19 protein-coding genes and 1 riboswitch are annotated in these 22617 nt (G+C 62.6%); of the genes, 10 read left to right on the forward strand and 9 right to left on the reverse strand.

The window, feature by feature from the left end; translation table 11 throughout:
• Window positions 1-59: 59 nt before the first annotated feature.
• A complete protein-coding gene (fba, locus tag NKI73_RS16650; protein ID WP_352631487.1) occupies window positions 60-1124 on the reverse strand; it encodes a class II fructose-bisphosphate aldolase in 1065 nt (354 codons plus the stop codon).
• Between the two features lie 375 nt (window positions 1125-1499).
• Here fba and NKI73_RS16655 point away from each other — a divergent pair, with 375 nt between their 5' ends.
• Entirely contained in the window at window positions 1500-1847 is a 348-nt protein-coding gene (locus tag NKI73_RS16655) for a hypothetical protein (RefSeq protein ID WP_352631489.1), read from the forward strand.
• Window positions 1848-1987: 140 nt separating this feature from the next.
• Here NKI73_RS16655 and NKI73_RS16660 read toward each other — a convergent pair whose 3' ends face one another.
• Both NKI73_RS16660 and NKI73_RS16665 read right to left on the reverse strand, forming a co-directional pair.
• Window positions 1988-2461, reverse strand: coding sequence for a 6,7-dimethyl-8-ribityllumazine synthase (locus NKI73_RS16660; RefSeq protein WP_352631532.1), 474 nt, complete (start codon window positions 2459-2461; stop codon window positions 1988-1990).
• Window positions 2462-2538: 77 nt separating this feature from the next.
• A riboswitch (FMN riboswitch) is annotated at window positions 2539-2686 on the reverse strand.
• Window positions 2687-2757: 71 nt separating this feature from the next.
• A complete protein-coding gene (locus NKI73_RS16665) occupies window positions 2758-3933 on the reverse strand; it encodes an MFS transporter (RefSeq protein ID WP_352631491.1) in 1176 nt (391 codons plus the stop codon).
• A 48-nt stretch (window positions 3934-3981) separates the two neighbouring features.
• On the opposite strand from NKI73_RS16665, the gene NKI73_RS16670 reads away from it, so the two are divergent.
• Window positions 3982-4521, forward strand: coding sequence for an Lrp/AsnC family transcriptional regulator (locus tag NKI73_RS16670; RefSeq protein ID WP_352631492.1), 540 nt, complete (start codon window positions 3982-3984; stop codon window positions 4519-4521).
• Between the two features lie 18 nt (window positions 4522-4539).
• Here the strand turns inward: NKI73_RS16670 and mtnA are convergent, their stop codons facing one another.
• Both mtnA and mtnK read right to left on the reverse strand, forming a co-directional pair.
• Window positions 4540-5634 (reverse strand): S-methyl-5-thioribose-1-phosphate isomerase, encoded by a 1095-nt coding sequence (gene mtnA, locus NKI73_RS16675; RefSeq protein WP_352631493.1) that lies wholly within the window; start codon window positions 5632-5634, stop codon window positions 4540-4542.
• Window positions 5631-6905: an S-methyl-5-thioribose kinase gene (gene mtnK / locus NKI73_RS16680; protein ID WP_352631495.1), complete on the reverse strand. Its 1275-nt coding sequence runs from the start codon at window positions 6903-6905 to the stop codon at window positions 5631-5633. The genes mtnA and mtnK overlap by 4 nt, the downstream gene beginning before the upstream one ends.
• Before the next feature lie 135 nt (window positions 6906-7040).
• Between mtnK and NKI73_RS16685 the strand changes: the two genes are divergently transcribed.
• The 4 genes from NKI73_RS16685 to NKI73_RS16700 all read left to right on the forward strand — a co-directional run bounded on the left by NKI73_RS16685 (window position 7041) and on the right by NKI73_RS16700 (window position 11683).
• Window positions 7041-8552, forward strand: coding sequence for a sugar ABC transporter ATP-binding protein (locus NKI73_RS16685; protein ID WP_352631497.1), 1512 nt, complete (start codon window positions 7041-7043; stop codon window positions 8550-8552).
• Window positions 8553-8634: 82 nt separating this feature from the next.
• Complete coding sequence (locus tag NKI73_RS16690) at window positions 8635-9630, forward strand: ABC transporter permease (protein ID WP_352631499.1); 996 nt, start codon at window positions 8635-8637, stop codon at window positions 9628-9630.
• Between the two features lie 50 nt (window positions 9631-9680).
• Entirely contained in the window at window positions 9681-10733 is a 1053-nt protein-coding gene (locus NKI73_RS16695) for a substrate-binding domain-containing protein (RefSeq protein WP_352631501.1), read from the forward strand.
• Window positions 10734-10837: 104 nt separating this feature from the next.
• Window positions 10838-11683 (forward strand): acyl-CoA thioester hydrolase/BAAT C-terminal domain-containing protein, encoded by an 846-nt coding sequence (locus NKI73_RS16700; RefSeq protein WP_352631503.1) that lies wholly within the window; start codon window positions 10838-10840, stop codon window positions 11681-11683.
• Between the two features lie 15 nt (window positions 11684-11698).
• Here the strand turns inward: NKI73_RS16700 and NKI73_RS16705 are convergent, their stop codons facing one another.
• From NKI73_RS16705 to NKI73_RS16720, 4 genes are all read right to left on the reverse strand, one after another.
• Complete coding sequence (locus tag NKI73_RS16705; protein WP_352631505.1) at window positions 11699-11971, reverse strand: type II toxin-antitoxin system RelE/ParE family toxin; 273 nt, start codon at window positions 11969-11971, stop codon at window positions 11699-11701.
• 1 nt (window position 11972) lies between these two features.
• Window positions 11973-12230 carry a type II toxin-antitoxin system RelB/DinJ family antitoxin gene (locus NKI73_RS16710; RefSeq protein ID WP_023758994.1) on the reverse strand — a complete coding sequence of 86 codons (258 nt, stop codon included), beginning with the start codon at window positions 12228-12230 and terminating at the stop codon, window positions 11973-11975.
• Between the two features lie 72 nt (window positions 12231-12302).
• Window positions 12303-14357, reverse strand: a complete 2055-nt coding sequence (locus NKI73_RS16715) for a bifunctional aldolase/short-chain dehydrogenase (RefSeq protein WP_352631507.1) — start codon at window positions 14355-14357, stop codon at window positions 12303-12305.
• 90 nt (window positions 14358-14447) lie between these two features.
• Window positions 14448-15413: a sugar-binding transcriptional regulator gene (locus tag NKI73_RS16720; RefSeq protein ID WP_352631508.1), complete on the reverse strand. Its 966-nt coding sequence runs from the start codon at window positions 15411-15413 to the stop codon at window positions 14448-14450.
• 190 nt (window positions 15414-15603) lie between these two features.
• On the opposite strand from NKI73_RS16720, the gene NKI73_RS16725 reads away from it, so the two are divergent.
• The 4 genes from NKI73_RS16725 to NKI73_RS16740 all read left to right on the forward strand — a co-directional run bounded on the left by NKI73_RS16725 (window position 15604) and on the right by NKI73_RS16740 (window position 22579).
• Window positions 15604-17244 (forward strand): acyl-CoA synthetase, encoded by a 1641-nt coding sequence (locus tag NKI73_RS16725; protein ID WP_352631510.1) that lies wholly within the window; start codon window positions 15604-15606, stop codon window positions 17242-17244.
• A 188-nt stretch (window positions 17245-17432) separates the two neighbouring features.
• The gene (locus NKI73_RS16730) at window positions 17433-18041 is read left to right on the forward strand and encodes a TetR/AcrR family transcriptional regulator (RefSeq protein ID WP_352631511.1); all 609 of its coding nucleotides are present in this window, start codon (window positions 17433-17435) and stop codon (window positions 18039-18041) included.
• 56 nt (window positions 18042-18097) lie between these two features.
• A complete protein-coding gene (locus NKI73_RS16735) occupies window positions 18098-19246 on the forward strand; it encodes an efflux RND transporter periplasmic adaptor subunit (protein ID WP_352631513.1) in 1149 nt (382 codons plus the stop codon).
• 192 nt (window positions 19247-19438) lie between these two features.
• Window positions 19439-22579, forward strand: coding sequence for an efflux RND transporter permease subunit (locus tag NKI73_RS16740; RefSeq protein WP_352631515.1), 3141 nt, complete (start codon window positions 19439-19441; stop codon window positions 22577-22579).
• The last annotated feature ends 38 nt before the right edge of the window (window positions 22580-22617 follow it).

Consider the following 22617-nt stretch of genomic DNA (forward strand, 5'->3'; position numbering starts at 1 on the left):
AACAGCTGGTCAAGAGCTGCCAGGATGCTCATGGCAGCTCTGGGAGAGATCGCTGGAGCTCAGCCAAACTTCGGGTCGAGACTGCCTGACTTATACCGCTTGGCCATCTCCGCGACCGGCAGCGGCTTGATCTTCTGCGCGTTGCCGGCGGTGCCGAACTGTTCGAAGCGCTCCTTGCAGAGCTTGCGCATGGCCGCCATTGCCGGTGTCAGATATTTGCGCGGGTCGAACTCGCTCGGGTTCTCGGTCAGCACCTTGCGGATCGCGCCGGTCAGCGCCATGCGGTTGTCGGTGTCGATGTTGATCTTGCGCACGCCATGCTTGATGCCGCGCTGGATCTCCTCGACCGGCACGCCCCAGGTTGGCTTCATCTGGCCGCCATATTTGTTGATGATCTCCTGCAGGTCCTCCGGCACCGAGGACGAACCGTGCATGACCAGATGCATGTTGGGCAGGCGGCGGTGGATTTCCTCGATGACGTTCATGGCCAGCACCGCGCCGTCAGGCTTGCGCGAGAATTTGTAGGCGCCATGGCTGGTGCCCATGGCAACCGCCAGCGCATCGACATGGGTATCCCTGGCGAACTCCACCGCCTGTTCCGGATCGGTCAGCAACTGGTCGTGGCTGATCGCGCCTTCGACGCCGTGACCGTCTTCCTGCTCGCCGCCGCCGCTCTCCAGCGAACCGAGCACGCCGATCTCGCCTTCCACGGACACGCCGCCCCAATGCGCCATGTCGACGACGCGTTTGGTGATGCCGGAATTGTAGGCGTAGTCGGCAGGCGTCTTGCCGTCTTCCTTCAGCGATCCGTCCATCATGACCGAGGTGAAGCCGTACTGGATCGCGGTGACACAGGTGGCTTCGTTGTTGCCATGGTCGAGATGCATGCAGACCGGAATGTCGGGATGGATTTCGACCAGCGCATCGATCAGCTTGGCCAGCACCACGTCATTGGCATAGGCCCGCGCCCCGCGGCTTGCCTGCAGGATGACCGGTGATTTGGTCTCCTCGGCGGCCTCCATGATGGCGAGGCCCTGTTCCATATTGTTCATGTTGAAGGCGGGTACGCCGTAGCCGTATTCGGCGGCGTGGTCGAGCAATTGTCTCAGTGTTATGCGAGCCACCCAATAGTCTCCCGTATCTGGTTTCAAGCGCAACGTCGCGGGCCAGCCATTCGCCGGCCGGCCCTTGATGCTTCTGGCCGGATTTCAGCCCAACCGCAACCTTCAGAGGTCTTCTCGATCGCAATTCTTGTTGCAGGGCTGAAATCCGGCTGTTTTGGCGCACAAAATCAAGTGGCACCTCTGCGCAATTTCACCCGGTTAGGCCGATGCCCTCACTCAGGAATGCTAGGCTTGTGATAAACGATCGCATCAACATCGTCGGATAGAGCGTCTCGGTTTCTCCCACGTGGCTTCCAGCATTTACCTACCCCGCAGATCATGCCTATGATCGGCGGCACTATGTTTGAGTTTATTAGACGGGACAGGTCTGCGAGTATGTACAAGACCCTACTTGATTATGGTGGTCCGCAGGCCCTTCTTGCGTTCTATTGCCTTGTTGCGGCGGTTGGATTTATGACGTGGCTAATCCTCCCTATAAGGGACACGCGTGCGAGCCTCATCGCGTCGATCCTGGGCTGGATTTCTGCATTTTTCGTTCTTCTCGTGGCTCTGGTATTTCGAGATTCTGACCGTTTTCTACAACATGGTATCGGTGGCGGCTTAGATGTCCCCGCACTCATATGCCTCGTTCTGCTCCCTACAGATATCGTTCCGATCATGGCTTTCTTTCTGTTCGGCCGCGTCGTTGGCAGGGTAGCGAAGCGCATCGTGCGCGGCCATTAATCCCCAATAAAAGGCCTCACCGCTTTGAGGAGAGCGGGCTTGGCGAGGGGGGCGAAGCCACTGGAGATGAATATCCGCCCGATTATGATGCGCCCCGCTCGTGATCGATCTCTTCCGATCTAGTGCTACATCTGGCGACCTTACGCCGCGATCAATTCCCGCGCCGCCAGGAGTTGCACGCAGGCGTTGGCCGCTTCCTTGCCCTTGACGGCGAAGTGCTCGAAGAAGAAGCGGTGGTGCTCGGCGCTGTCGTGGTAGTTGTGCGGGGTGAGCACCGCCGACAGCACCGGCACGCCGGTCGACAACTGCACGTTCATCATGCCGTCGATCACCGCGCTGGCGACGAACTCATGCCGGTAGATGCCGCCATTGACGACAAAGGCGGTGCCGAGGATCGCGGCATAGCGGCCGGTTTGGGCCAGGGTCTTGGCGTGCAACGGAATTTCATAGGCGCCCGGCACATCGAAGACATCGACGGCGAAGCGTTTCTCCCCAAGCGCGGAAAGCTCCGCCTCGAAGGCTTGCACGCATTGGTCGACGATATCCGCATGCCAGCGCGCGCGAATGACGGCGATGCGAACAGTTTCATAGTCTTTATGGGAATGCTGATTCATGGGTCCATCCTTCCGTTTCGAACCAGAATCAGGACGCACGATACGAATTCCGGCTCGCGTGAGCGGTCCGTTTTCCGTTTCGTTCTCTTCCATCCGGACTCTAACCGTCGGCTCCGGAATCATACCGGATCTGCTGACCTTTCCGATTTTACCGGAAAGCGCTCGCGGGCTTGGGCCGAGACCCTTACCGCCGGTGGGGACTTTCACCCCGCCCTGAGAACTTTAACGGCTTTTTATGGAAGGGCAGGAGTGCCGCTGTCAACCGTGAGAAGGTTAGGCCAGTCACGTTCTGTCGACTACCTCGTGCGCCAAGCCGCCGCCGAAGCGGCAACCAGCATCAGCAATGCCGCGACCATTGCGCAAGTGGCAAAGCCGAAGCTGGAGTAAAGCGGTCCGAAGCTGGTTGTGCCGACAAAGACGGCGAGATAGGTCACCGCGCTGTTCAGGCCCATGATCGTACCGCGCCGCGACGGATCAAGTGCCGACAGGCGCATCACCAGGACATTCAGCCCGAAATGATTGGCCAGTCCCCAGACCGCCACCATGGTCAAGGTCAGCCCGAAACTGCCGCTCGTCGCGGCCATGGCGACGTAGACGACGGCGACCAGAAGATAGGCGAATGGCATGACTCGGCGCGCACCAAGCCGGTCGATGACGCCATCGAGGAGAGCAGCCGTGCCGAAGCCGATGCCATAGGCGAGTGCCGCCAGGCCGTTGGCGCTGACCGGCTGTCCAAGTCCAACGTGAAGGTGGTCGCCGAGATAGCCATAGACACCGTAGAAGGCGGTCATGAAGGCGGCGCAGGCAATGAGCAGCGGCACGATGCCGGGAATGCCGAGCGCGTCCAGCGGCGTCGGCGCCGGGCCGCTCTTCCTGACGTCGCTCAGCGACGACAGTGTGAGCCAGGCCAATGCCAGCATTGCCAGCAGCGCGACCGCCGCGAAAACGGCGCGCCAATGTACGAGATCGGCAAGCACCGCCGAAAGCGAAACACCGGCCACCATGCTGAGCGTCCATCCGGTCAGCACGACGCCGATCGTGCCGCTTTCACGGCCGGGCGGCGCGATGGCGGCCGCACTGGCATAGATCGCCGGCATGGCTATGCCTGCAGCGATGCCCGCCAGCAACTGTGCCGCGACCAGCATAACCACCGTGGGCGCTATCGCACTTGCGACCAGCGCGATCGCCAGCAGCAACAGTGCGCCCTGCAGCATCCGGCGCGCGCCGAGCCGGTCGATATAGCGGGCCAGGAACAGCGCGCTTGCGGAGGTGCCAAGGCCGAACGCGGCCGCCGCAATCATCACGGCCGGCACACTGGTGCCGAACGACGAGGCCACGGCAGGTGCAATCGGACCCAACACAAGCGAATTCGAGCCGATGACCGCAATGCATCCGGTCAGCAGGTAAGCCAGCGCCGGGATAGGGGCTCGGGCGCTTGGCGCCAATGGTGCAACTTGATCTGCGTTCGCCATATCGTCATAATCGCCGTATTTTATTCAGCTGCAATCGGGAAAGTCGTCATGGATGAAGAAACAGATGGTATTCCGCAGAACAAGGCTGCGGCCCGCGACCTCGACGCGATAGACCGAAGAATATTAGGCGTCCTGGTCGACGACGCCACGATCAGCTACGCCGAACTGGGCGATCGCGTGGGCTTGTCGCCTCCTGCCGCGCACGAGCGGGTCAAACGCCTTCGGCGCACCGGCGCCATCCGCAACACCGCAGCGATCATCGATCCCCGGGCGGTAAAAAAGCCGCTGCTGGCTTTCGTGCATATTGATACCAAAGGCTGGGGAAAGACTCCGGAACTGATGGCGGTCTCGGAGTATCCGGAAGTTGAGGAGATCCATTCGGTCGCCGGTGACAGCTGCATGCTGCTCAAGGTCCGCACCGAGGACACCAGGGCGCTCGAGGGATTGCTGTCGCGCCTTTACGAAACGCCTGGCGTCACCTCGACACGCAGCTATGTGGTGCTGTCGACCTATCTCGAGCGGCCGGTGCAGCCCGGCACCACCACCGAGTGGCCAACGCCGCGGCACATGGCCAAGCCGCTGTATTGAGGGTTCGACGACCGGCTCCTACCCGCGCTCGGGAAACATGGCCTTCAAGCCTTCGCGCGATGCCTTGGCGACGCCGCGTTCGGTGATCAGGCCGGTCACCAGCCGCGCCGGCGTCACGTCGAAAGCCGGGTTTGCCGCGGGCGTCGTCTCCGGCGAAATGCGCACCTGGGCAATCTCGCCGGCAGCGGTCTTGCCCCAGACCAGCGAGACCTCATCGGCCGAGCGCTGCTCGATCGGGATTTCGGTCAGCCCGTCATGCACCATCCAGTCGATGGTCGGCGACGGCAGTGCGACATAGAACGGCACATCATTGTCGGCGGCGGCGAGCGCCTTGAGGTAGGTGCCGATCTTGTTGCAGACATCCCCATTGGCAGTCGTGCGGTCGGTGCCGACGATGACCATGTCGATCTCGCCGCGCTGCATCAGATGGCCGCCGGCATTGTCGACGATCAGCGTATGCGGCACACCGTGCCCCGCCATCTCCCAGGCGGTCAACTGGGCGCCCTGGTTGCGCGGCCGCGTCTCGTCGACATAGACGTGGACCGGAATGCCGGCCTCTGTCGCCAGATAGATCGGCGCGGTGGCGGTGCCGTAGTCGACGGTGGCCAGCCAGCCGGCATTGCAGTGCGTCAGGATGTTGACCGGCTCGCCCTTCTGCTTGCGCGCCGCGATCGCCTTGATGATGGCGAGGCCGTTCTCGCCGATGGCGCGGTTGAGCCCGACATCCTCGTCGGCGATCTCACGGGCCCGCCGATAGGCGGCTTCGGCGCGTTGTTCTGCCGGCAGCGGGCGCAGAAAGCGCCGCATTTCATCCAGCGCCCAGCGCAGATTGATCGCGGTCGGGCGCGTCTCGTGCAACGTCTCCCAGACGGCGTCGAGCGCTACATCGGACGCATCGTCGGCCATCTGCATGGCGACGCCATAGGCAGCGGTGACGCCGATCAGCGGCGCGCCGCGCACCCACATGTCGCGGATCGCGGTGGCGATGCCGGCAACCGTGCCGATCGTCTCGATGCGGAAATCATGCGGCAGCCAGCGCTGGTCGATGATCTCCACCGAACGCCCGTCGTCGCTCAGCCAGATGGTGCGATAGTGGCGGTCGCCGACGTTCAAATGCTGCTCTCCTGTTCGATCAGCGCGGCCAGTTGGTTGACCTCGTCGATGCTGTGGATATGGCGCCGGTTGACGGCGATGTGACGACCGAATTTCAGCGCCTTTGCTTCACAACTGGCGCGCAGATCCTCGTCGGCAATGGTCTCGAAATCGGCATTGTGGGCAAGGCCGAGGATGCGCCGGTGAACCTCGATGCCGGCAAAGCCGAGCAGATCGGTCCAGATCTGGTGCAGCACATGGTCGAGCGCCTGCTCGGCGCCAAGCCTGTCGCCCTGAGCCTCGAACAGGCTCTTCTGATAGAGCATGCCGGTGCGTTCGGTGCGCCACAGATGCGAGAATTCGGCGCGGAACACTGACCAGGTCTCGACCGTCACGCCGAGCAGATAGGCGCGCATGGCATCGCGCTTTCCTTCCTGCTCATGCCCGCGCTGCGAGAAGAACGACATCCAGAAATTGGCGAGCAGCATGCCGACATCGAAGGCCATCGGGCCGTAGAAGGCGAACTCCGGATCGATCATCCGGGTTTCGGTGTCGGTGACCATGATCGAGCCGGAATGCAAATCGCCATGCAGCAGCGTTTCGGCATTGGCGGCAAAGATGTGCTTCAGCCGCTGCGCCTCGACCTTGAGGTCGCGGTCGGCGCGCAATTCGGCGACGATGCCGTCCAGTTGCGGGCTGGTGTGCCGGTTCATCTTGGCGTCGAAATAGGGGTCGGAGAACACCAGGCTCTCGGTGATGTCGCAAAGCTCGACATTGTCGGCGAACAGCGCCAGGTCGGCCTTGCGGTCCTTGGCCGCCATATGCAGGTCGGAGCCACGAAACAGCGTGCGGGCCATGAACAGGCCGATATCCCGGGCAATGTTCGGCAATTGCCGGCCTTCGATCAGCGCGCGGCGCAGGATGATGTGCGGCGGCGCCAAATACTCCATGATGATCAGCGCCTGGCGTTCATCGAAATAATGGATCGCCGGCACCGAACCCGGCGCGCGCGCCTCTTGCCTTGTCAGCGCATGATATTCGAAGAAGGAGCGTTTTAAAGGCAGCGGCCAGCTGTCGCCGACCAGACGGACATAGGGCAGGGCCTGCTTGACCACCGCCGCACCGCTGGCGCCCTCGACGATGAAGACGAGGTTGAGATTGCCGTCACCGACCTCGCGGACCTTCCAGCGTGCGGTGTCATTGCCGATCTTCGCGCACAGCGCGTCGTTTGTGGCAAGGCGGGCAGCCAGGGTCTCGACCGACAGGGCTTCGAACGGTAAATTTTCAGTCATCGTCATCCTCCCGCATATGCGCTCCCAACATAATTGAGGCATGGCGGCTGGGCCAAGCTAGGAAGCGATCTGGCAATTGTCAATCGTGTTGACAATTGCCGGTACAGCCCATAGCGTCATGTCAGGGAGGAACGCATGGTCGGCAATGCCGTGTTCCGCGTAGAGGGACTGAGGAAATCCTTTGGCCACAACGAGGTGCTTGGCGGCGTCTCGCTTGAATTGCATGCGGGCGAAGCGACCGTGCTGATGGGCGCCAACGGCGCCGGCAAATCCACCCTCGTCAAGATCATCTCCGGCGTCTACGAACGCGGTGGCGGCACGATGGCGCTCGCCAACCAGGATTTTGCGCCGAAAACCCCGGCTGAGGCGATCCGCGCCGGTGTCGTCACCGTTCACCAGAACATCAATGACGGTGTCGTCGCCGATCTCGACGTCGCCACCAATCTGACCCTGGACAGGCTGAGCGGCGGCGGTGCGCCGACCCTGTTCAATCCGGTCCGAGTGCGCCGGGAGGCCAAGGCGGTCGCCGACCGCATGGGGCTGGCCATCGATTTGAAAGCCCGCGTCAGCGATCTTTCGCTGGCCGATCGCCAGATGGTGGCGATTGCCCGCGCACTGGCGCACCAGCCGAAAGTGCTGATCCTCGATGAGCCGACCTCATCGCTCTCCAGCACCGAGGCTGATCGGCTGTTTACGCTGATCGACAGGCTGCGCGAGCAAGGCGTGGCGATCCTCTACATCTCGCATCGCATGTCGGATATCAGGCGGTTGGCCGACCGGATCGTCTCCATGCGCGACGGGATCATCTCGGGCATCTTCGACATGAAGCCGCTCGACTATGAAGGCGCGGTCAACGCCATGCTCGGCCGCAAGATCCATCTCGACCAGATCGTTGTCAGGAATTCGGCCAAGGCAATCCTGACGATCGAAGGCCTGCGCATCGCGCCGGGCGCCAAGCCGATCTCGCTGACGCTCGGCGACGGCGAGGTCGTTGCGATCACCGGGCTCGTCGGTGTTGGCAAAACGGCGCTCGCCGAGACGTTGTTTGGCGTGCGCCAGCCATTGTCCGGCACCATGACGATGAACGGCAAGCCTTATGCGCCGCGATCAACGGGTGAGGCGATCGCCGCCGGCGTGTTCCTCGTCGCCAAGGACCGCGGCGAAAACGGCATCGTCGGCGGCTTCAACATCCAGGAAAATATCAGCCTGCCGTTTCACAAGCGCATGTCACGTTTCGCTGTTCTCAAGCGCCGTCTCGAACGCGCCACCGCCCGCCGGCAGATTCAGGAACTGGGCATCGTCTGCCGCTCCGAGAAGGACGAGATGTCGGAGCTGTCCGGCGGCAACCAGCAGAAGGTGATGGTCGCCCGCTGGATGGCTCAGGATGCAAGACTGTTCATTCTGGACGAGCCGTTTCAGGGCGTCGACATTTCCGCCCGGCGCGACATTGCCGCCAAGCTGAGAGCGAGTGCAAACGGCCGCGCCACGCTGTTGTTCGTCACAGAGCTCGACGAGGCGCTGGAAACCGCCGACCGCATCCTGGTGATGTCTGAGCAGACCCTCGTCGGCGAGCACCGCAATGCCGATGTGGATCTCGATCGTCTGCTGGCCGAGGTCGCCGGCGGTCCGCTGCACAGTGCCGCATGAAGGCAGCGATGAATAGGAATTGGAACGGAGAGACCATGGGTTCGAGTTGGGTAAAGACGGCAGCGGCGCGCGGGAGCGCTGAATGACGTTGCGCGACCATGCCATCCGCTATGGGTTTATCGTGCTCCTGTTCGGGCTCGTCGCCTATTTCGCGATCGCCGCCGACGGTTTCGTCTCGCCGCAAAGTGCCGTCTTCATCTTCCAGTCGGTCGCCATCACCGGCGTGCTGGCGCTCGGCGTCACCGCGACGCTCGTCGTCGGCGGCTTCGACCTGTCGATCGGCTCGGTCGCCACATCGGCCATGATGGCGGCCGCCTATGTCATGGTGGTGCTGGAGCAGAACGCTTTCATCGCGGTCGTCGTCTGCCTCCTGATCGGCGCCATTGTCGGCCTGATCAACGGCTGGCTGATCGTCTACATGCGCGTGCCCGATCTGCTGGCGACGCTCGGCATGATGTTCCTGCTCGTCGGCCTGCAGCGCATTCCGACCGAAGGCCGTTCGATTGCCACCGGCATGACCATGCCGGACGGTTCGGTCGCCAACGGCAAATTCTCTGACGCCTTCCTGGCGCTCGGCCGCCACCGCTTCGATTTCTTCATCCCCAACCTCATTCCGGTGTCGGTCGTGGTGCTGCTCGTGCTCGCCGTGCTGATCTGGTTCTTCCTCGAATACACCCGCTTCGGCCGCATGATGTATGCGGTCGGCAGCAACGAGCGCGCCGCCGAACTCGCCGGCGCGCCTGTCAAGGCATACAAGATCTGGGCCTACGTCATTTCAGGAGTTTTTGCCTCGATCGGCGGCATTTTGCTCGCTGCCCGGCTCGGGCGCGGCGACATCGCCTCGGGTAATAATCTGCTGCTCGATGCTGTTGCCGCGGCGCTGATCGGCTACGCGGTGCTCGGCGCCGCAAAGCCGAACGCCTTCGGCACCGCCATCGGCGCGCTGTTCGTCGGCATCTTGCTGCAAGGCCTGACGATGATGAACGCGCCTTACTACACGCAGGATTTCGTCAAGGGCGTGGTTCTGGTCGTCGCCCTTGTCTTCACCTTTGCCCTTTCGGGCAGGGGCAGGAGGTAGCTTTCGACCGGAACAGGATTTTGGGTTCAACAAGAGTGGAGGAAAACAAAATGAGCATTACAAGAAGACTTCTGGGGAAGATGGCGCTCGGATTGGCCGGCGCAACCATGCTGATGCAGGTCCCGGCTTTTGCCGCGGACAAGCCGGCGCCTTTCGATAAGCCTGGGGTCAAGATCGCGCTGGTGCGTTATCTCTCGACCGGCGACTTCTTCCAGGCCTATCTCTCGGGCGTCGAGGCGCAGTCGAAGGCTCTCGGCATCGACCTGCGCGTGCTCGACAGCCGCCAGGACGCCGCGCTTCAGTCCGATATGGTCGACCAGGCCATCGCGCTCGGCGTGCAGGGCATCATCATCCAGCACGGCCTGACGGAATCGATGAAGGACGCAGCCCAGCGCGCGGTCGACGCCGGCATCAAGGTGGTGGCCTTCGACGTCAATGTCGAAAACCCCAAGATCCCGCAGGTCGAGCAATCCGACCGTGACTTGGCGCGCCTCGCGCTCGAGCAGGCGGTCAAGGACAATGGCGAGAGCTGGAATGCCGGCTATGTCTATGTCGCCGGCATCGCGCCGCTCGACCGCCGCAACGAGACCTGGGTCGACGTGAAGAAGAAATATGCGGGCGTCAAGGAAGTCGCGATGTTCGGCACGCTCGACAACCCGATCGCCAACTCCGTCGCCAATCAGGCGCGGTCGGTGCTGTCGGCCCATCCCGATATCAAGGTGATGTTCGCGCCCTATGACGAATTCGCCAAGGGCGTGAAGATCGCTGTCGACGAAGCCGGCCTCAACAAGGGCATCAAGATCTATTCGGCCGACATTTCGACCTCGGATATATCAGCGATGCGCGAGCCCGACAGTGCCTGGGCGGCGACCGCCGCCACCAATCCGGCCGTCGTCGGCCAGGTCTCGGTGCGTGCGCTGGCACAGCTGCTGGCCGGTGAAGACCCCGGCCACAACGTCGTCGTGCCGCCGACGCTGATCACCCAGAAGGACCTCATCGACAAGGACATCAAGAACATGGAAGACCTGTCGGCCAAGCTGCCGCAGTTCGCCCATGCCGATGTCGCGATGCCAGCCTGGATGCCGAACCCGAACGTCAAGTAGGCGTCGCTATCGAAGGCCGCTTGCAGCAGCTTGTTGCAGGCGGCCTTCTTGCCGAATATTTGTAGAGCTGGCTCGTAGGTGCCGGCCCAAGGTTCGGTGCGTATATGGAAGCACAGGCGGTAATCGAGGAAGACCTGTCCGGCGCCGTCGCTGGAACATTGCTTCGATGCCCGCACGCTACCACCGGCGTCGTGGTGCTGGGTGGATCGAGCGGCCGCGTCGATGTCGGGCGCGCACGTCTCTTTGCAAACGAGGGCTCGTCGGCCCTGGCTTTGCAATGGTTTGGCGGTGACGGCCAGGCTCCAGGAATATGCGAAATTCCCCTCGAAACCTTCTTTGCGGCAACCGATTATCTCATTGAAACAGGATGCCGCCGCGTCGTCTACGTCGGCACATCCAAGGGTGCCGAGGCATCATTGCTCGCGGCGGTCCATGACCCGAGAATCAACGTCGTGGTCGCAATCAGCCCGTCATCGGTGGTTTGGGGAAATATCGGTGCGGGCCGGGATGGTGTCAGCTGGCCTGAGCGATCTTCATGGTCGCTCGACGGTATTCCCCTGCCGTTCGTGCCGACGGACCCGAATTGGGGCCGAGAGTATGTGGATGGCCTTGTGTCCTACCGGGGACACTTCGAGCATTGCTTGAAAGCCTTCGAACGGGAAGCAAAGGCGGCGACCATCCCCGTCGAGACCGCATCGGCCGAGATTCTGCTTGTCGCAGGTGGCGACGACGCGCTGTGGCCCTCCCTATGGTTCGCGACGGACATTGTTCGGCGGCGCGGTGGAGCTGGTAAGGTCACCCGTCTCGTTTCATCGCCGGAGGCGGGTCACCGCATTCTCCTGCCAGGCGAAAACACTCCACGCTCGGCACTGCATGCGCATGGCGGCAATGACGAGGCTGATTCAAGGCTTGGCAGAAAGGCTTGGGAAGGCATCCAGGAACTGCTGTAGCAGACCGGTTTCGGGCTACTCGTTGAACAGATCGGAGTGAGAGCCGGTGCGAGCAAGCTGTAATTCGTCGCTGGCCACCCGATAGATCAAGAGCCAGTCCGGTTCTATGTGCGCGTCACGATAGCCTTTCCAGTCGCCTTTCATGGGGTGATCCTTATAACTCGCCGGTAGCTCGTTTCCGGCGATCAGCCGGCCGAGCAGTTCGCGCAATTTGCCAAGGTCTTTGCCACGCTTCTCCATACGTTTCACGTCGCGACGGAATTGCCCGGAGCGAACAGGCGTCAGCACATCAGATGCCCAAATCCTTGAACAGCTCATCGGCCGAAGCGAAACGCTTGCCCTTGCCCTGTTCCAATTCGGCCATGGCCTTTCGAGTGGTTGCGTTAGGCACCTTCACCGGAAAGGGAAATTCCTTGTCGGCAGCGACGCGAACCAAAAGCAGGCGGATGGCGTCAGAAACCGACAGGCCCATTGCCGCCAAGGCTTCTGTTGCCTGATCTTTTGTCGCCGTATCGATCCGAGCGCGAACTACGGTATCTGTTGCCATGCTATGACTCCTCTAGTTGAGCCACAATGTAGCTACAGACTACCAACTACGCAAGCCTGTTGAGACTTTCGTCTACCGCAGTGCCGCCGCGATGTTGCCGCCATCCACCGTCGTCACGTCGGCGGTGGTCCGGTCGGCCAGCGCGTGGTGCAGGAACGCCTGCGCCACGTCCTGCGCCGTCACTTCCTGGCCGAGCAGATTGCCGGACATGTAGTCCTTCTCCGACACGCCGCGCGCGCCCGAACGGCTGGCGATCATGGCGTCGGTCAAAAGCCCCGAGCGGATGCGGTCGGCATTGACGGCGTTGGAGCGGATGCCGTGCGCGCCATAGTCGAGCGCGTATTGCCTGGACAGGAACAGGGTCGCCGCCTTCGGCACTCCATAGGCGCCGAACTTCGGGCCCGGATTGACTGCTTGTTTGGAGGTGTTGAACAACAACACGCCGCCTGTGCCCTGTTCGAGCATGATGCGCACGGCGTTCTGCGCCACCGACTGGTGGGCGAAGAAGTTGAGCTCGAAACTCCTGCGCAAAAGCGCATCGTCGAGTTCGCCGATCCGGCCTTCCCAGGCAGCACCGGCATTGGACACCAGGATGTCGACACCGCCGAACACGGCGATCGCTCTGTCGAAGGCGGCACGCACCTGTGCCGGATCGGTAATGTCGGCGGCGACACCGATCGAATTGTTGCCGGCTTTCTTCGCCGCCTCGGCGGCCTTTTCGGCGTCGAGATCGACGACGACGGCATGGGCGCCATTGTCGGCGAACAGTTTTGCCGTCGCTGCACCGATTGCGCCGGCACCGCCGGTGATCAGCACCACCTGGCCGGTCAGCGGCTTCGGCTTGTTGGAGGCGAGCTTGGCCTGCTCGAGCGACCAGTATTCGAGCGGGAACAGATCGGCCTTGGAGAGCGGATGGAACCGGCCGACGGCTTCGGCGCCGCGCACCGCCTCGATCCACATCTCGCCGACATCCGACGCGATCTTCGCATCCTTCAGCGTGCGGCCATGGCCAAACATGCCGAGGCCCGGCACCAGCGTCAGCCGTGGCATCTGGTCGAGCATGGTGCGCTTGACGTCGTCGAGCGCGTCATTGGTCTCGAAATAGGCGCGGTAATCCTTGGCGAAAGCGTCAACGTGGCTCTGGATCACAGCCCTGTAGTCGCCGGCCTTGTCTGCATCGGGCGCCGGCAGCGCCATCGGCCCGGTCTTGATGCGGATCGACAGATCGGGCGTCGACACCCCGCGTCCAGCATAATCGGCAATCTCGGCCGAATTGATGAAATCGGCGATGTCCGGCGAAGTGCGGAAGTCGCTGATCATGCGGTCGAAGCGGCCTTCGCCGCGCGCCACGGCGACGGCGCCGCGAAGCGTCGGCGCGATGGAGGCCGGTGTCGCGAGTTTTGCCGGCAAGGCCGCCTTTGCCGCCTTGGGCTTGCCGCTTACGGCAATGTAGTCCTCGGCGACGTTCACATAGTGGATCATCCGGTCGTAGGCCTGCCTGGCATCGTCGCCGAAGGTGAAGATGCCATGCTTGTCGAGGATCAGGCCCTCAACCGTGGGGTCGGCGTCGAAGATATCGGCCGCCGCCTTGGCAAGGTCGAAGCCGGGCATGATGTAGGGCACGTAACCCATCTTGCTCCCGAAGACCGTCTTCACCAGCGGCTTGGAGTCTTCCTGGTCGACGATGGCGAGGATGGCGGTCGAGTGCGTGTGGTCGACGAATTTGTGCGGCAGGAAGGCATGCAGCAGCGTCTCGACCGAAGGGTTGGGCGATGACGGGTCGATGAGGTTGACGCGTTGCAGGGCAACCATGTCCTCGTCGGCCAAACTGTTCAGCGCGCGCGCCTTGAGCAGCGGCTTGAGCTTGACCGCCGGCAGACCCTGCGGCTCGATGACGCCCATGTCCCAGCCGCTGCCCTTGACGCACAGCACGTCCCACTCGTCACCGACGAGATCGACGGCCGTCGTCTTGCAGGATGTATTGCCGCCGCCATGCAGAACCAGCCTTGGTTCGCCGCCCAGCAGCCGGGTCGTGTAGACGCGCAAGGCCAGATCGCGGCCGACGCCCTTCTTTGCATAGTCGGCAACGAGCTTTTCGGCTGCATCGTCATTCCAAAGGTTCTTCATGTTCGCTTCGTCCGGTTGCTGTCTTTGATGGTGAAACAGGAATGCCGCGACGCTTTGATGACAATGCGCCGGCGGCGAGGATGGTGGTTCCTAGGAGGCCTTTTCTGTTGCCGCGCGGGCATGATCCAAGAGCCGCTGTGCCATGCGCGCGCCGACCACAAGATGCGTGCAAAGTCCGCCCGCGATGGCCGCGAGCAGCGGTTCGAACTTGCTGTCTTCCTGCACCACCATCAGCCGTCTGGCGATGGGGCGCAGCGAGGACAGTTCGGCGGAGATCACCCGGCGGTTGTAGCTGCAGTCGAGCAGCTTGCCATCGGCGTCGATGATCTGCCCGGCAATGACGCCGGCCGCACCCTGCCTGCGCAGTTCCGCCATTTCACTTGGTGTCAGCGCGCCGCATTTGACCAGATGGCTGTCGGCGTCGACCGCGCCGACCGAGTACAGCGCCAGATCGCATTCGCTCACGCCCGACAGTTGTTCGCGGATCACCGGTTCGGCGCGCAGCGCGCGTGCCAGCTCTTCCGTCGACAGCACCAGCGGTGCGTAGAAGTTGAGCCCCTTGGCGTTGAGCCGCCGCGCGATTTCCATCGTGCACTGGTCGGGCCGGTAGGAATAGGGTGCGCCGAGATTGCCGCAGAGCTGCACCACCGTGACGTCCTGCAGGTCGGCATAAGACATGATGTCGGCGATCATGTAGACGGTGCGGCCCCAGGCGACGCCGATGCGGTCGCCCTTCTTGACCAGTTCGAGAAAGACGCTTGCCGCCAGCACGGCGATTTCCGTCGACGGGTCGGCGATATGGGCGTTTTCCGGCGCGATCCAGACGGCGTCGAGGCCCAGCGCATCCTCGAGCTTGCGCGCCAGCACGTCGTCGGTGAAAAGCTGGGTGGAGGTCGAGATGTTGACGATGCCGGTCTCGCGCGCCTTGCGCAGATACATGGCGACCGAGGCACGGGAAATGTTAAGCTGGCTCGCCACCTGGTCCTGTCGCAGGCCATGGGCATAATAGAGCCAGGCGGCCTTGTGGATGAGCTGTTCTGCCGGTCGGATCGCCATGCCGTCTCCTCGGCTGACATTATTCATGGCTCTCGACAAAAGTCAAACTCGGCAAGGGTATGCAATGCCCATCCGCCCGGCGAATCTGGATCATCATTGCGCCAAATGCGCTCCAACGGGGCATCGTTGATGGTGACGCGGCCCGAGCCTGTGATTAGAAGGTCCTAGAGAAAAGCGCGGGGAGCATGTGATGGGCAATCCTTACGAACAGGATCTCGACAAGAACGCGGCCAACCACCAGCCGCTGACACCGCTCACCTATCTGGAGCGCGCAGCCAGGACCTATCCCGACCATATCGCCATCATCCACGGCCGCCAGCGCATCGACTATCGCAATTTCTGGCAGCGCTCGCTGAAGCTCGCCTCGGCGCTCGACAAGCGCGGCGTCGGCAAGGGCGACACGGTCACCGTCATGCTGTCCAACACGCCGCCGATGCTGGAGGCGCATTTCGGCGTGCCGATGACCAAGGCGGTGCTGCACTCGCTCAACACCCGCCTCGATGCTGCGGTCATCGCCTTCCAGCTCGACCACGCGGAGACCAGGATACTGATCGTCGATCGGGAATTTTCGAGCGTCGTCAAGCAGGCCCTGGAGTTGGCTAAGGTCAAGCCGCTGGTCATCGACTACGACGATCCCGAATACGCCGCCGATGCGCCCTATCCGAAAGGCGAGCGCATTGGCGCGCTCGACTATGAGGATTTCGTCGCCGGCGGCGACGCGGACTTCGTCTGGTCGATGCCCGACGACGAATGGGATGCCATCTCGCTCAACTACACCTCCGGCACCACAGGCAATCCGAAGGGTGTCGTCTACCATCATCGCGGTGCCGCCCTGATGGCCTACACCAACACCATACATGCCGGCATGGCCAAGCACGCCGTCTATCTGTGGACGCTGCCGATGTTCCACTGCAATGGCTGGTGCTTTCCCTGGACGCTCGCCGTCCAGGCCGGCACCCATGTCTGCCTGCGCTGGGTGCGGCCGAAGCCGATCTACGATGCGATTGCCGATCTCGGCGTCACGCATCTCTGCGGCGCGCCCGTGGTCATGTCGGTGCTGATCAATGCGAAGGACGAGGACAAGCGGGAGTTCCCGCAGACGGTCACCTTCAACACGGCCGCAGCACCCCCGCCGGAAGCTGTGCTGTCGGGGATGGCCGATGCCGGCTTTGCCGTCACCCATCTCTACGGCCTGACCGAGACCTATGGCCCGGCGGTCGTCAACGAATGGCACGGCGCCTGGGACGATCTCGAAAAGCGCGAGCGCAGCGCCAAGAAGGCACGGCAGGGCGTACGCTACGCGGCACTCGAAGGCCTGACCGTCATGGACCCCGAGACGATGCAGCCGACGCCAGCCGACGGCCAGACCATCGGCGAGGTCATGTTCCGCGGCAACATCGTCATGAAGGGCTATCTGAAGAACCGCAAGGCGAGCGACGAGGCCTTTGCCGGCGGCTGGTTCCATTCCGGCGATCTCGGTGTCATGCACGCCGATGGCTACATCCAGCTCAAGGACCGCTCCAAGGACATCATCATCTCGGGTGGCGAGAACATTTCTTCGATCGAGGTCGAGGATGCGCTCTACAAACACCCCTCCGTCGCCTCTTGCGGTGTTGTCGCCAGGCCCGACGACAAATGGGGCGAGGTGCCCGTCGCCTATGTCGAGCTGAAGCCCGGCAAGAGCGCGACCGAAGCCGAGATCATCGACCACTGCCGCGCGCTGCTTGCCCGTTTCAAAGTGCCGAAGGCGGTGATCTTCGCCGAAATCCCCAAAACCTCGACCGGCAAGATCCAGAAGTTCCGGCTGCGGGAAATGGCAAAGGTCGCCTGAAACGCCGACGGCCTCTCGCGGAAAATATTTTCAGCAGTCCGCATCCTCGGGCAGCTTCGTGACGTCTATCGAATGTCACCATCTGTCACCAATCGTACGCGTACACCGAATCCGCATTGACAGGCCGCCCATTTCGATTTACGAGTGATGAAAATTGAAATTCGTCACTCGTAAATTGACAGAGGATCATGTCCGAAGCCGCCACCATAGTCGCCGAAGCCGCCCGACAGGAAAATGTGACGCGCGTTCTCGACTGCGCAGAGCGCCTGTTCCGGCACTACGGCTACGGCAAGACCAATGTCGCCGACATCGCCCGCGAACTCGGCATGTCGCCGGCCAACATCTACCGCTTCTTCGCTTCCAAGGTGGAAATCCACCAGGCGGTCTGCGGTCGGATGCTCGGCGCAAGCTATAAGATGGCCTACGAGATTGCCCATCTGCCGATCAGCGCCGAGGAGCGGCTTCGGCGCTACATACATGCCCAATACAAGATGACGATGGAAGTCATGCTCGACGAGCAGAAGGTCCACGAGATTGTCATCGTCGCGCTCGAACGGGACTGGGGCGTCATCGACAAGCATGTCGACAGCATTCACGACCTGTTTGCGGACGTGATCCGCGACGGCATCGAGGCCGGTGAGTTCAGGGAACAGGATCCGGTGACTGCGTCGCGATGCTTCGGCGCCGCCACCGTCATCCTCTGCCACCCGCAGATGGTGGCGCAGTGCCTCGCCAAGACCAACCGGGCGATGCCCGACGACCTGATCGACTATGCGATCAGGGCTCTAAAGAAATAGCTGCCGCCCGCCGGGCGTCTGTGTCGACAATTCATCTCCAGTTCGGGAGTGCCAAAGTGTCTTTGTCCAGTTCCATCCTCCGCAAGCTGCCAGTTGCCGGCCTGATGGCCGCGGCGCTCGGGCTTGCCGGCTGCTCGCAGGAGAAAGCCGAGGTCAAGGATATCATCCGTCCGGTCAAGGTCGTCGAGATCGCCCAGGCGCATGACACCCGCACGCTCTCCTATTCTGGCTCGGTACGGGCTCGCACCGAAAGCGCATTGGCTTTCCGCGTCAACGGCAAGATCACCGAGCGCCTCGTCGACATCGGCCAGCATGTGGCCTCGGGCGACGTCCTCGCCCGGATCGATCCCATTGACTACGATCTTTCGGTCAAGAGTGCGCAGGCAGCACTTGATGCCGCCGATCGGCAGGTCGAGACATCAGAGCTTGCCCGCAAGCGCGCCGAACAGCTGTTTGACAAGAAATTCGCGCCGAAATCGCAGCTCGAACAGGCAACGCTGAGCTATGACCAGGCGGTCGCCACCCGCGATTCCGCCCGCTCGACGCTTGCCCAAGCCAGGAACCAGGTCGGCTATACCGATCTCAAGGCCGACAGGGCCGGCATCGTCACGGCTGTCAGTGCCGATGTCGGCCAAGTGGTCGGCTCCGGCTCGCCGGTGGTCACCGTCGCCGTCGACGGCGAAAAGGAAGTGCTGATCGCCGTCCCGGAAATGGAAATCGCCGAATTCAAGCCGGGCAAGGTCGTGAAGGCGGGCTTTTGGTCCGACGACGCGCTGGCGCTAGACGGCAAGGTCCGTGAAGTCGCCGGCAGCGCCGATCCGCAGTCGCGCACCTTTGCCGTCCGCGTCAGCCTGCCCAAGGATCCGCGCGTGCTTCTCGGCATGACCGCCAGCATCGAAGCCTCGGCCGCCAATGAGCGGCAGCTCGTCTCGATCCCGCTGAGCGCACTGGCCGAGCAAGGCACCCAATCGATCGTTTGGACCGTCGATCGTGGCGCCGACACTGTTCATGCCCGCCCGGTCAAGGTTGCAGAATTCGCCGCCGATGGCGTGCGTGTCGCCGAGGGTTTGAAACCTGGCGATGTCGTGGTCGCTGCCGGCACGCAGTTCATGACCGAGAACCTGAAGGTGAAGCTCGCCGGTGACACCTTGCTGCAATCCGCGTCCGCTGCGGGTGACGGCGGCGACACCAAGCAGGTGCGCTGACAACAGACAACCGGCTGCGCGTTCCCGCAGCCGCTGGTTTCCGGGCGGCAAGCGCCCACCCGAGACGCTCGATTGATGTAACCCCCACATCGATTTTCGCGTCCCACCGCGATGAGCGTTTCTCCTCTCGGAGAGCCTTACCGCCCGGAAGCCACTCCGAACCTCGATTGCTGAACAGATGGATCTGCATCCATGACCAATTCCACGGAAGAGAAGCGGCCCTTCAACCTGTCGCGCTGGGCAATAGGCCATCCGTCTATTGCGCGGTTCCTGTTCGGCTTGATCATCATTTCCGGCGCGCTCGGCCTGATGCGTATGGGCCAGAAGGAAGATCCCGATTTCACCTTCCGGGTCATGGTCGTCCAGGCAATTTGGCCGGGCTCGTCGATCCAGGAGATGGAAGACCAGGTCGTCAACAAGATCGAGCGCAAGCTGCAGGAAACGCCGCATCTCGACTTCGTGCGCTCCTTCACCCGCGCCGGCAGCGCCATCATCACGGTCCAGATCAAGGGCGACACCAACACCGCCGAGGTGACCGACGCCTTCTATCAGGTGCGCAAGAAAGTCGGCGATATATCAGGCGATCTGCCGCAAGGCCTGCTCGGGCCCTATTTCAACGATGAGTTCGGTGACACTTTCATCACGCTGCATTCGATCAGCGGTGACGGCTTCAGTTATCCCGAGCTGAAGAAGTTCGCTATCCAGGCGCGCGACATGCTTTTGACGACGCCCGGCGTCGAGAAGGCCGTGATCATCGGCGACCAGCCGGAAAAGCTCTATATCGACGTGTCGTCCAAGGCGCTCGCCGAACGCGGCCTGACGCTGACCGATCTGCAGAACGCGATCAAGGGACAGAACAATGTCGATCCGGCCGGATCCGTCGACACCGGCACCAATTCGGTGCGCATTTCCGTCGAAGGCGACGTCGCCAAGGTAGAGGACATCCGAAACCTGCGCCTGCGCGCCGGCGGCCAGGTCACAAGGCTGGGCGACATCGCCACGGTGACCTCGGGGCTGGAAGATCCGTTCCAGCGCAAATACCGTTTCAACGGTCATGACAGCGTGCAGCTTGGCGTCGTCATGGCCAAAGGCTTCAAGGTTACCGATGTCGGCAAGGACGTCGAGGCCACCTACAAGCGCTTCGAGGAGGCGCTGCCCTATGGTGTTTCGGTCGACCAGATTTCCGATCAGCCGGGCGTCGTCACGGATGCGGTGGCCGAGTTCATGCATGCGCTCGGCGAGGCGCTGCTGATCGTGCTCGTCGTCTCGTTCCTGTCGATCGGCTGGCGCTCGGGCCTCATCATCGCCATCACCATCCCGCTGGTGCTCGCCGCCACCTTCGCCATCATGTACGAACTCGGCATCGACCTGCAGCGCATCTCGCTCGGCGCGCTGATCATCGCGCTCGGCCTGCTCGTCGACGACGCCATGATCGTCGTCGAAATGATGGAGCGCAAGCTGGAAGAGGGGCTGGTCAAGATCGAGGCGGCAAGCTTCGCCTATTCCTCGACCGCCTTCCCGATGCTGACCGGCACGCTGATCACCACGGCCGGCTTCATCCCGGTCGGCTTCGCCGCCTCGACGGCCGGCGAATATGTCCGCACCCTGTTCTATGTCGTCGGCATCGCGCTGGTCGTCTCCTGGTTCGTCGCGGTGTATTTCACGCCATGGCTCGGCAACATGATCCTCAAGCAGCGCAAGCATGCCGGCAGCCACCACGACGCCTTTGACACGCGCTTCTATCGCCGGCTGCGCGGAACCGTCGGCTGGGCGGTGCGCCATCGCATCATCGTCCTGACGATGACGCTGGCGACCTTCGGCACCAGCCTGTGGGCGTTCCAGTTCATCCCGCAGAACTTCTTTCCGCAGTCTTCGCGTCCGGAAATCCTCGTCGATCTCTGGCTGCCGGAAGGCACCAGCGTCAAGGAGGTCGAAGCACAGGCCAAGGCGCTAGAAGCCAAGATGATGGACGACAAGGACAAGCGCTTCATCGCCACCTATATCGGCGAGGGTGCGCCGCGCTTCTTCCTGCCGCTCGATCAGCAGCTGAGCAACCCGAACTTTGCCCAGCTGCTCGTCATGGCCAATGACGAACCGGCCCGCGAACGGCTGATCGTCAAATTGCGCACCGTCCTGGCCGAGGATTTTCCGTCGATCCGCGCCAAGGTCGACCGTCTGTTCCTCGGTCCGCCGACCGGATGGCCGGTGCAGATGCGCGTCATGGGGCCGGATCGCCAGGAGGTACGCCGCATCGCCGACCAGGTGAAGGCGAAGTTCCGTGAGGATCCGCTTCTTGGCGCAGTCCATGACGACTGGCTCGAACCGGTGCCGGCCATGAAGCTGGACATCGACCAGGATCGCGCCCGTGCGCTCGGCGTCACCTCGCAGCGCATCCGCCAGACGCTGCGGGCGGCTATGTCCGGCGTGCCGCTCGACGACTTCCGCGACGGCGAGGAGACGGTGTCGATCGTCGCCCGCGAGCCGGATGCCAGCCGCAGCCTGCTGTCCTCGGTCGACTCCGTCTATATTCCGACCGATTTCGGCGGGTCCGTGCCGCTGTCGCAGGTGGCCAAGGTTGTGCCGGTGCTGGAGCAAGGCATCGAATGGCGCCGCGACCGCTTGCCGACCATCAGCGTGCGGGCGACGTTGCCCGACGGCGTGCAGTCCAACGACGTCATCACCAAGATGTACAAGGATATGCAGGGCCTGCGTAACGGGCTGGCGCCCGGCTACAAGATCGAAATCCAGGGCGGTGCGGAGGATTCGGCGGAAAGCCAGGCCTCGATCGCAGCCAAGGCGCCGATCATGCTGGCCGTCATCGTCGTGCTGTTGATGATCCAGCTGCAGCATTTCGGCAAGGCGATGCTGGTTCTGGCAACCGGTCCTCTCGGCATCATCGGTGCCGCGGCCGCCCTTTTGATCAGCGGCGCGCCGTTCGGCTTCGTCGCCATCCTCGGTGTCATCGCGCTGCTCGGCATCATCATGCGCAACTCGATCATCCTGGTCGATCAGATCGACCAGGATATCGCGAGAGGCATGGAACGCTCCGAAGCGATCATCGGCTCGGCCGTGCGCCGCTTCCGGCCGATCGTGCTGACGGCGATGACGGCGGTGCTGGCACTGATCCCGATCTCGCGCGGCGTGTTCTGGGGGCCGCTCGCCTACGCCATGATGGGCGGCATCCTCGTCGCCACCGTGTTGACCATCCTGGTTCTGCCGGCTGGCTACGCGCTGTTCTTCGGCCGCGAGCCCAAGAGGGTTGCCGAGAAGGAAGACGATCTGGCGGCCAGCGAAAAAGCCGAAAGGCCCCAACTGGCTCTGGCGGCAGAGTAAACGACAATCGGCCGGTCGAGTTTCGACCGGCCGATTGT

Source organism: Mesorhizobium sp. M0496 (genome assembly GCF_040321205.1).
In the GTDB taxonomy this organism is placed as follows: domain Bacteria; phylum Pseudomonadota; class Alphaproteobacteria; order Rhizobiales; family Rhizobiaceae; genus Mesorhizobium.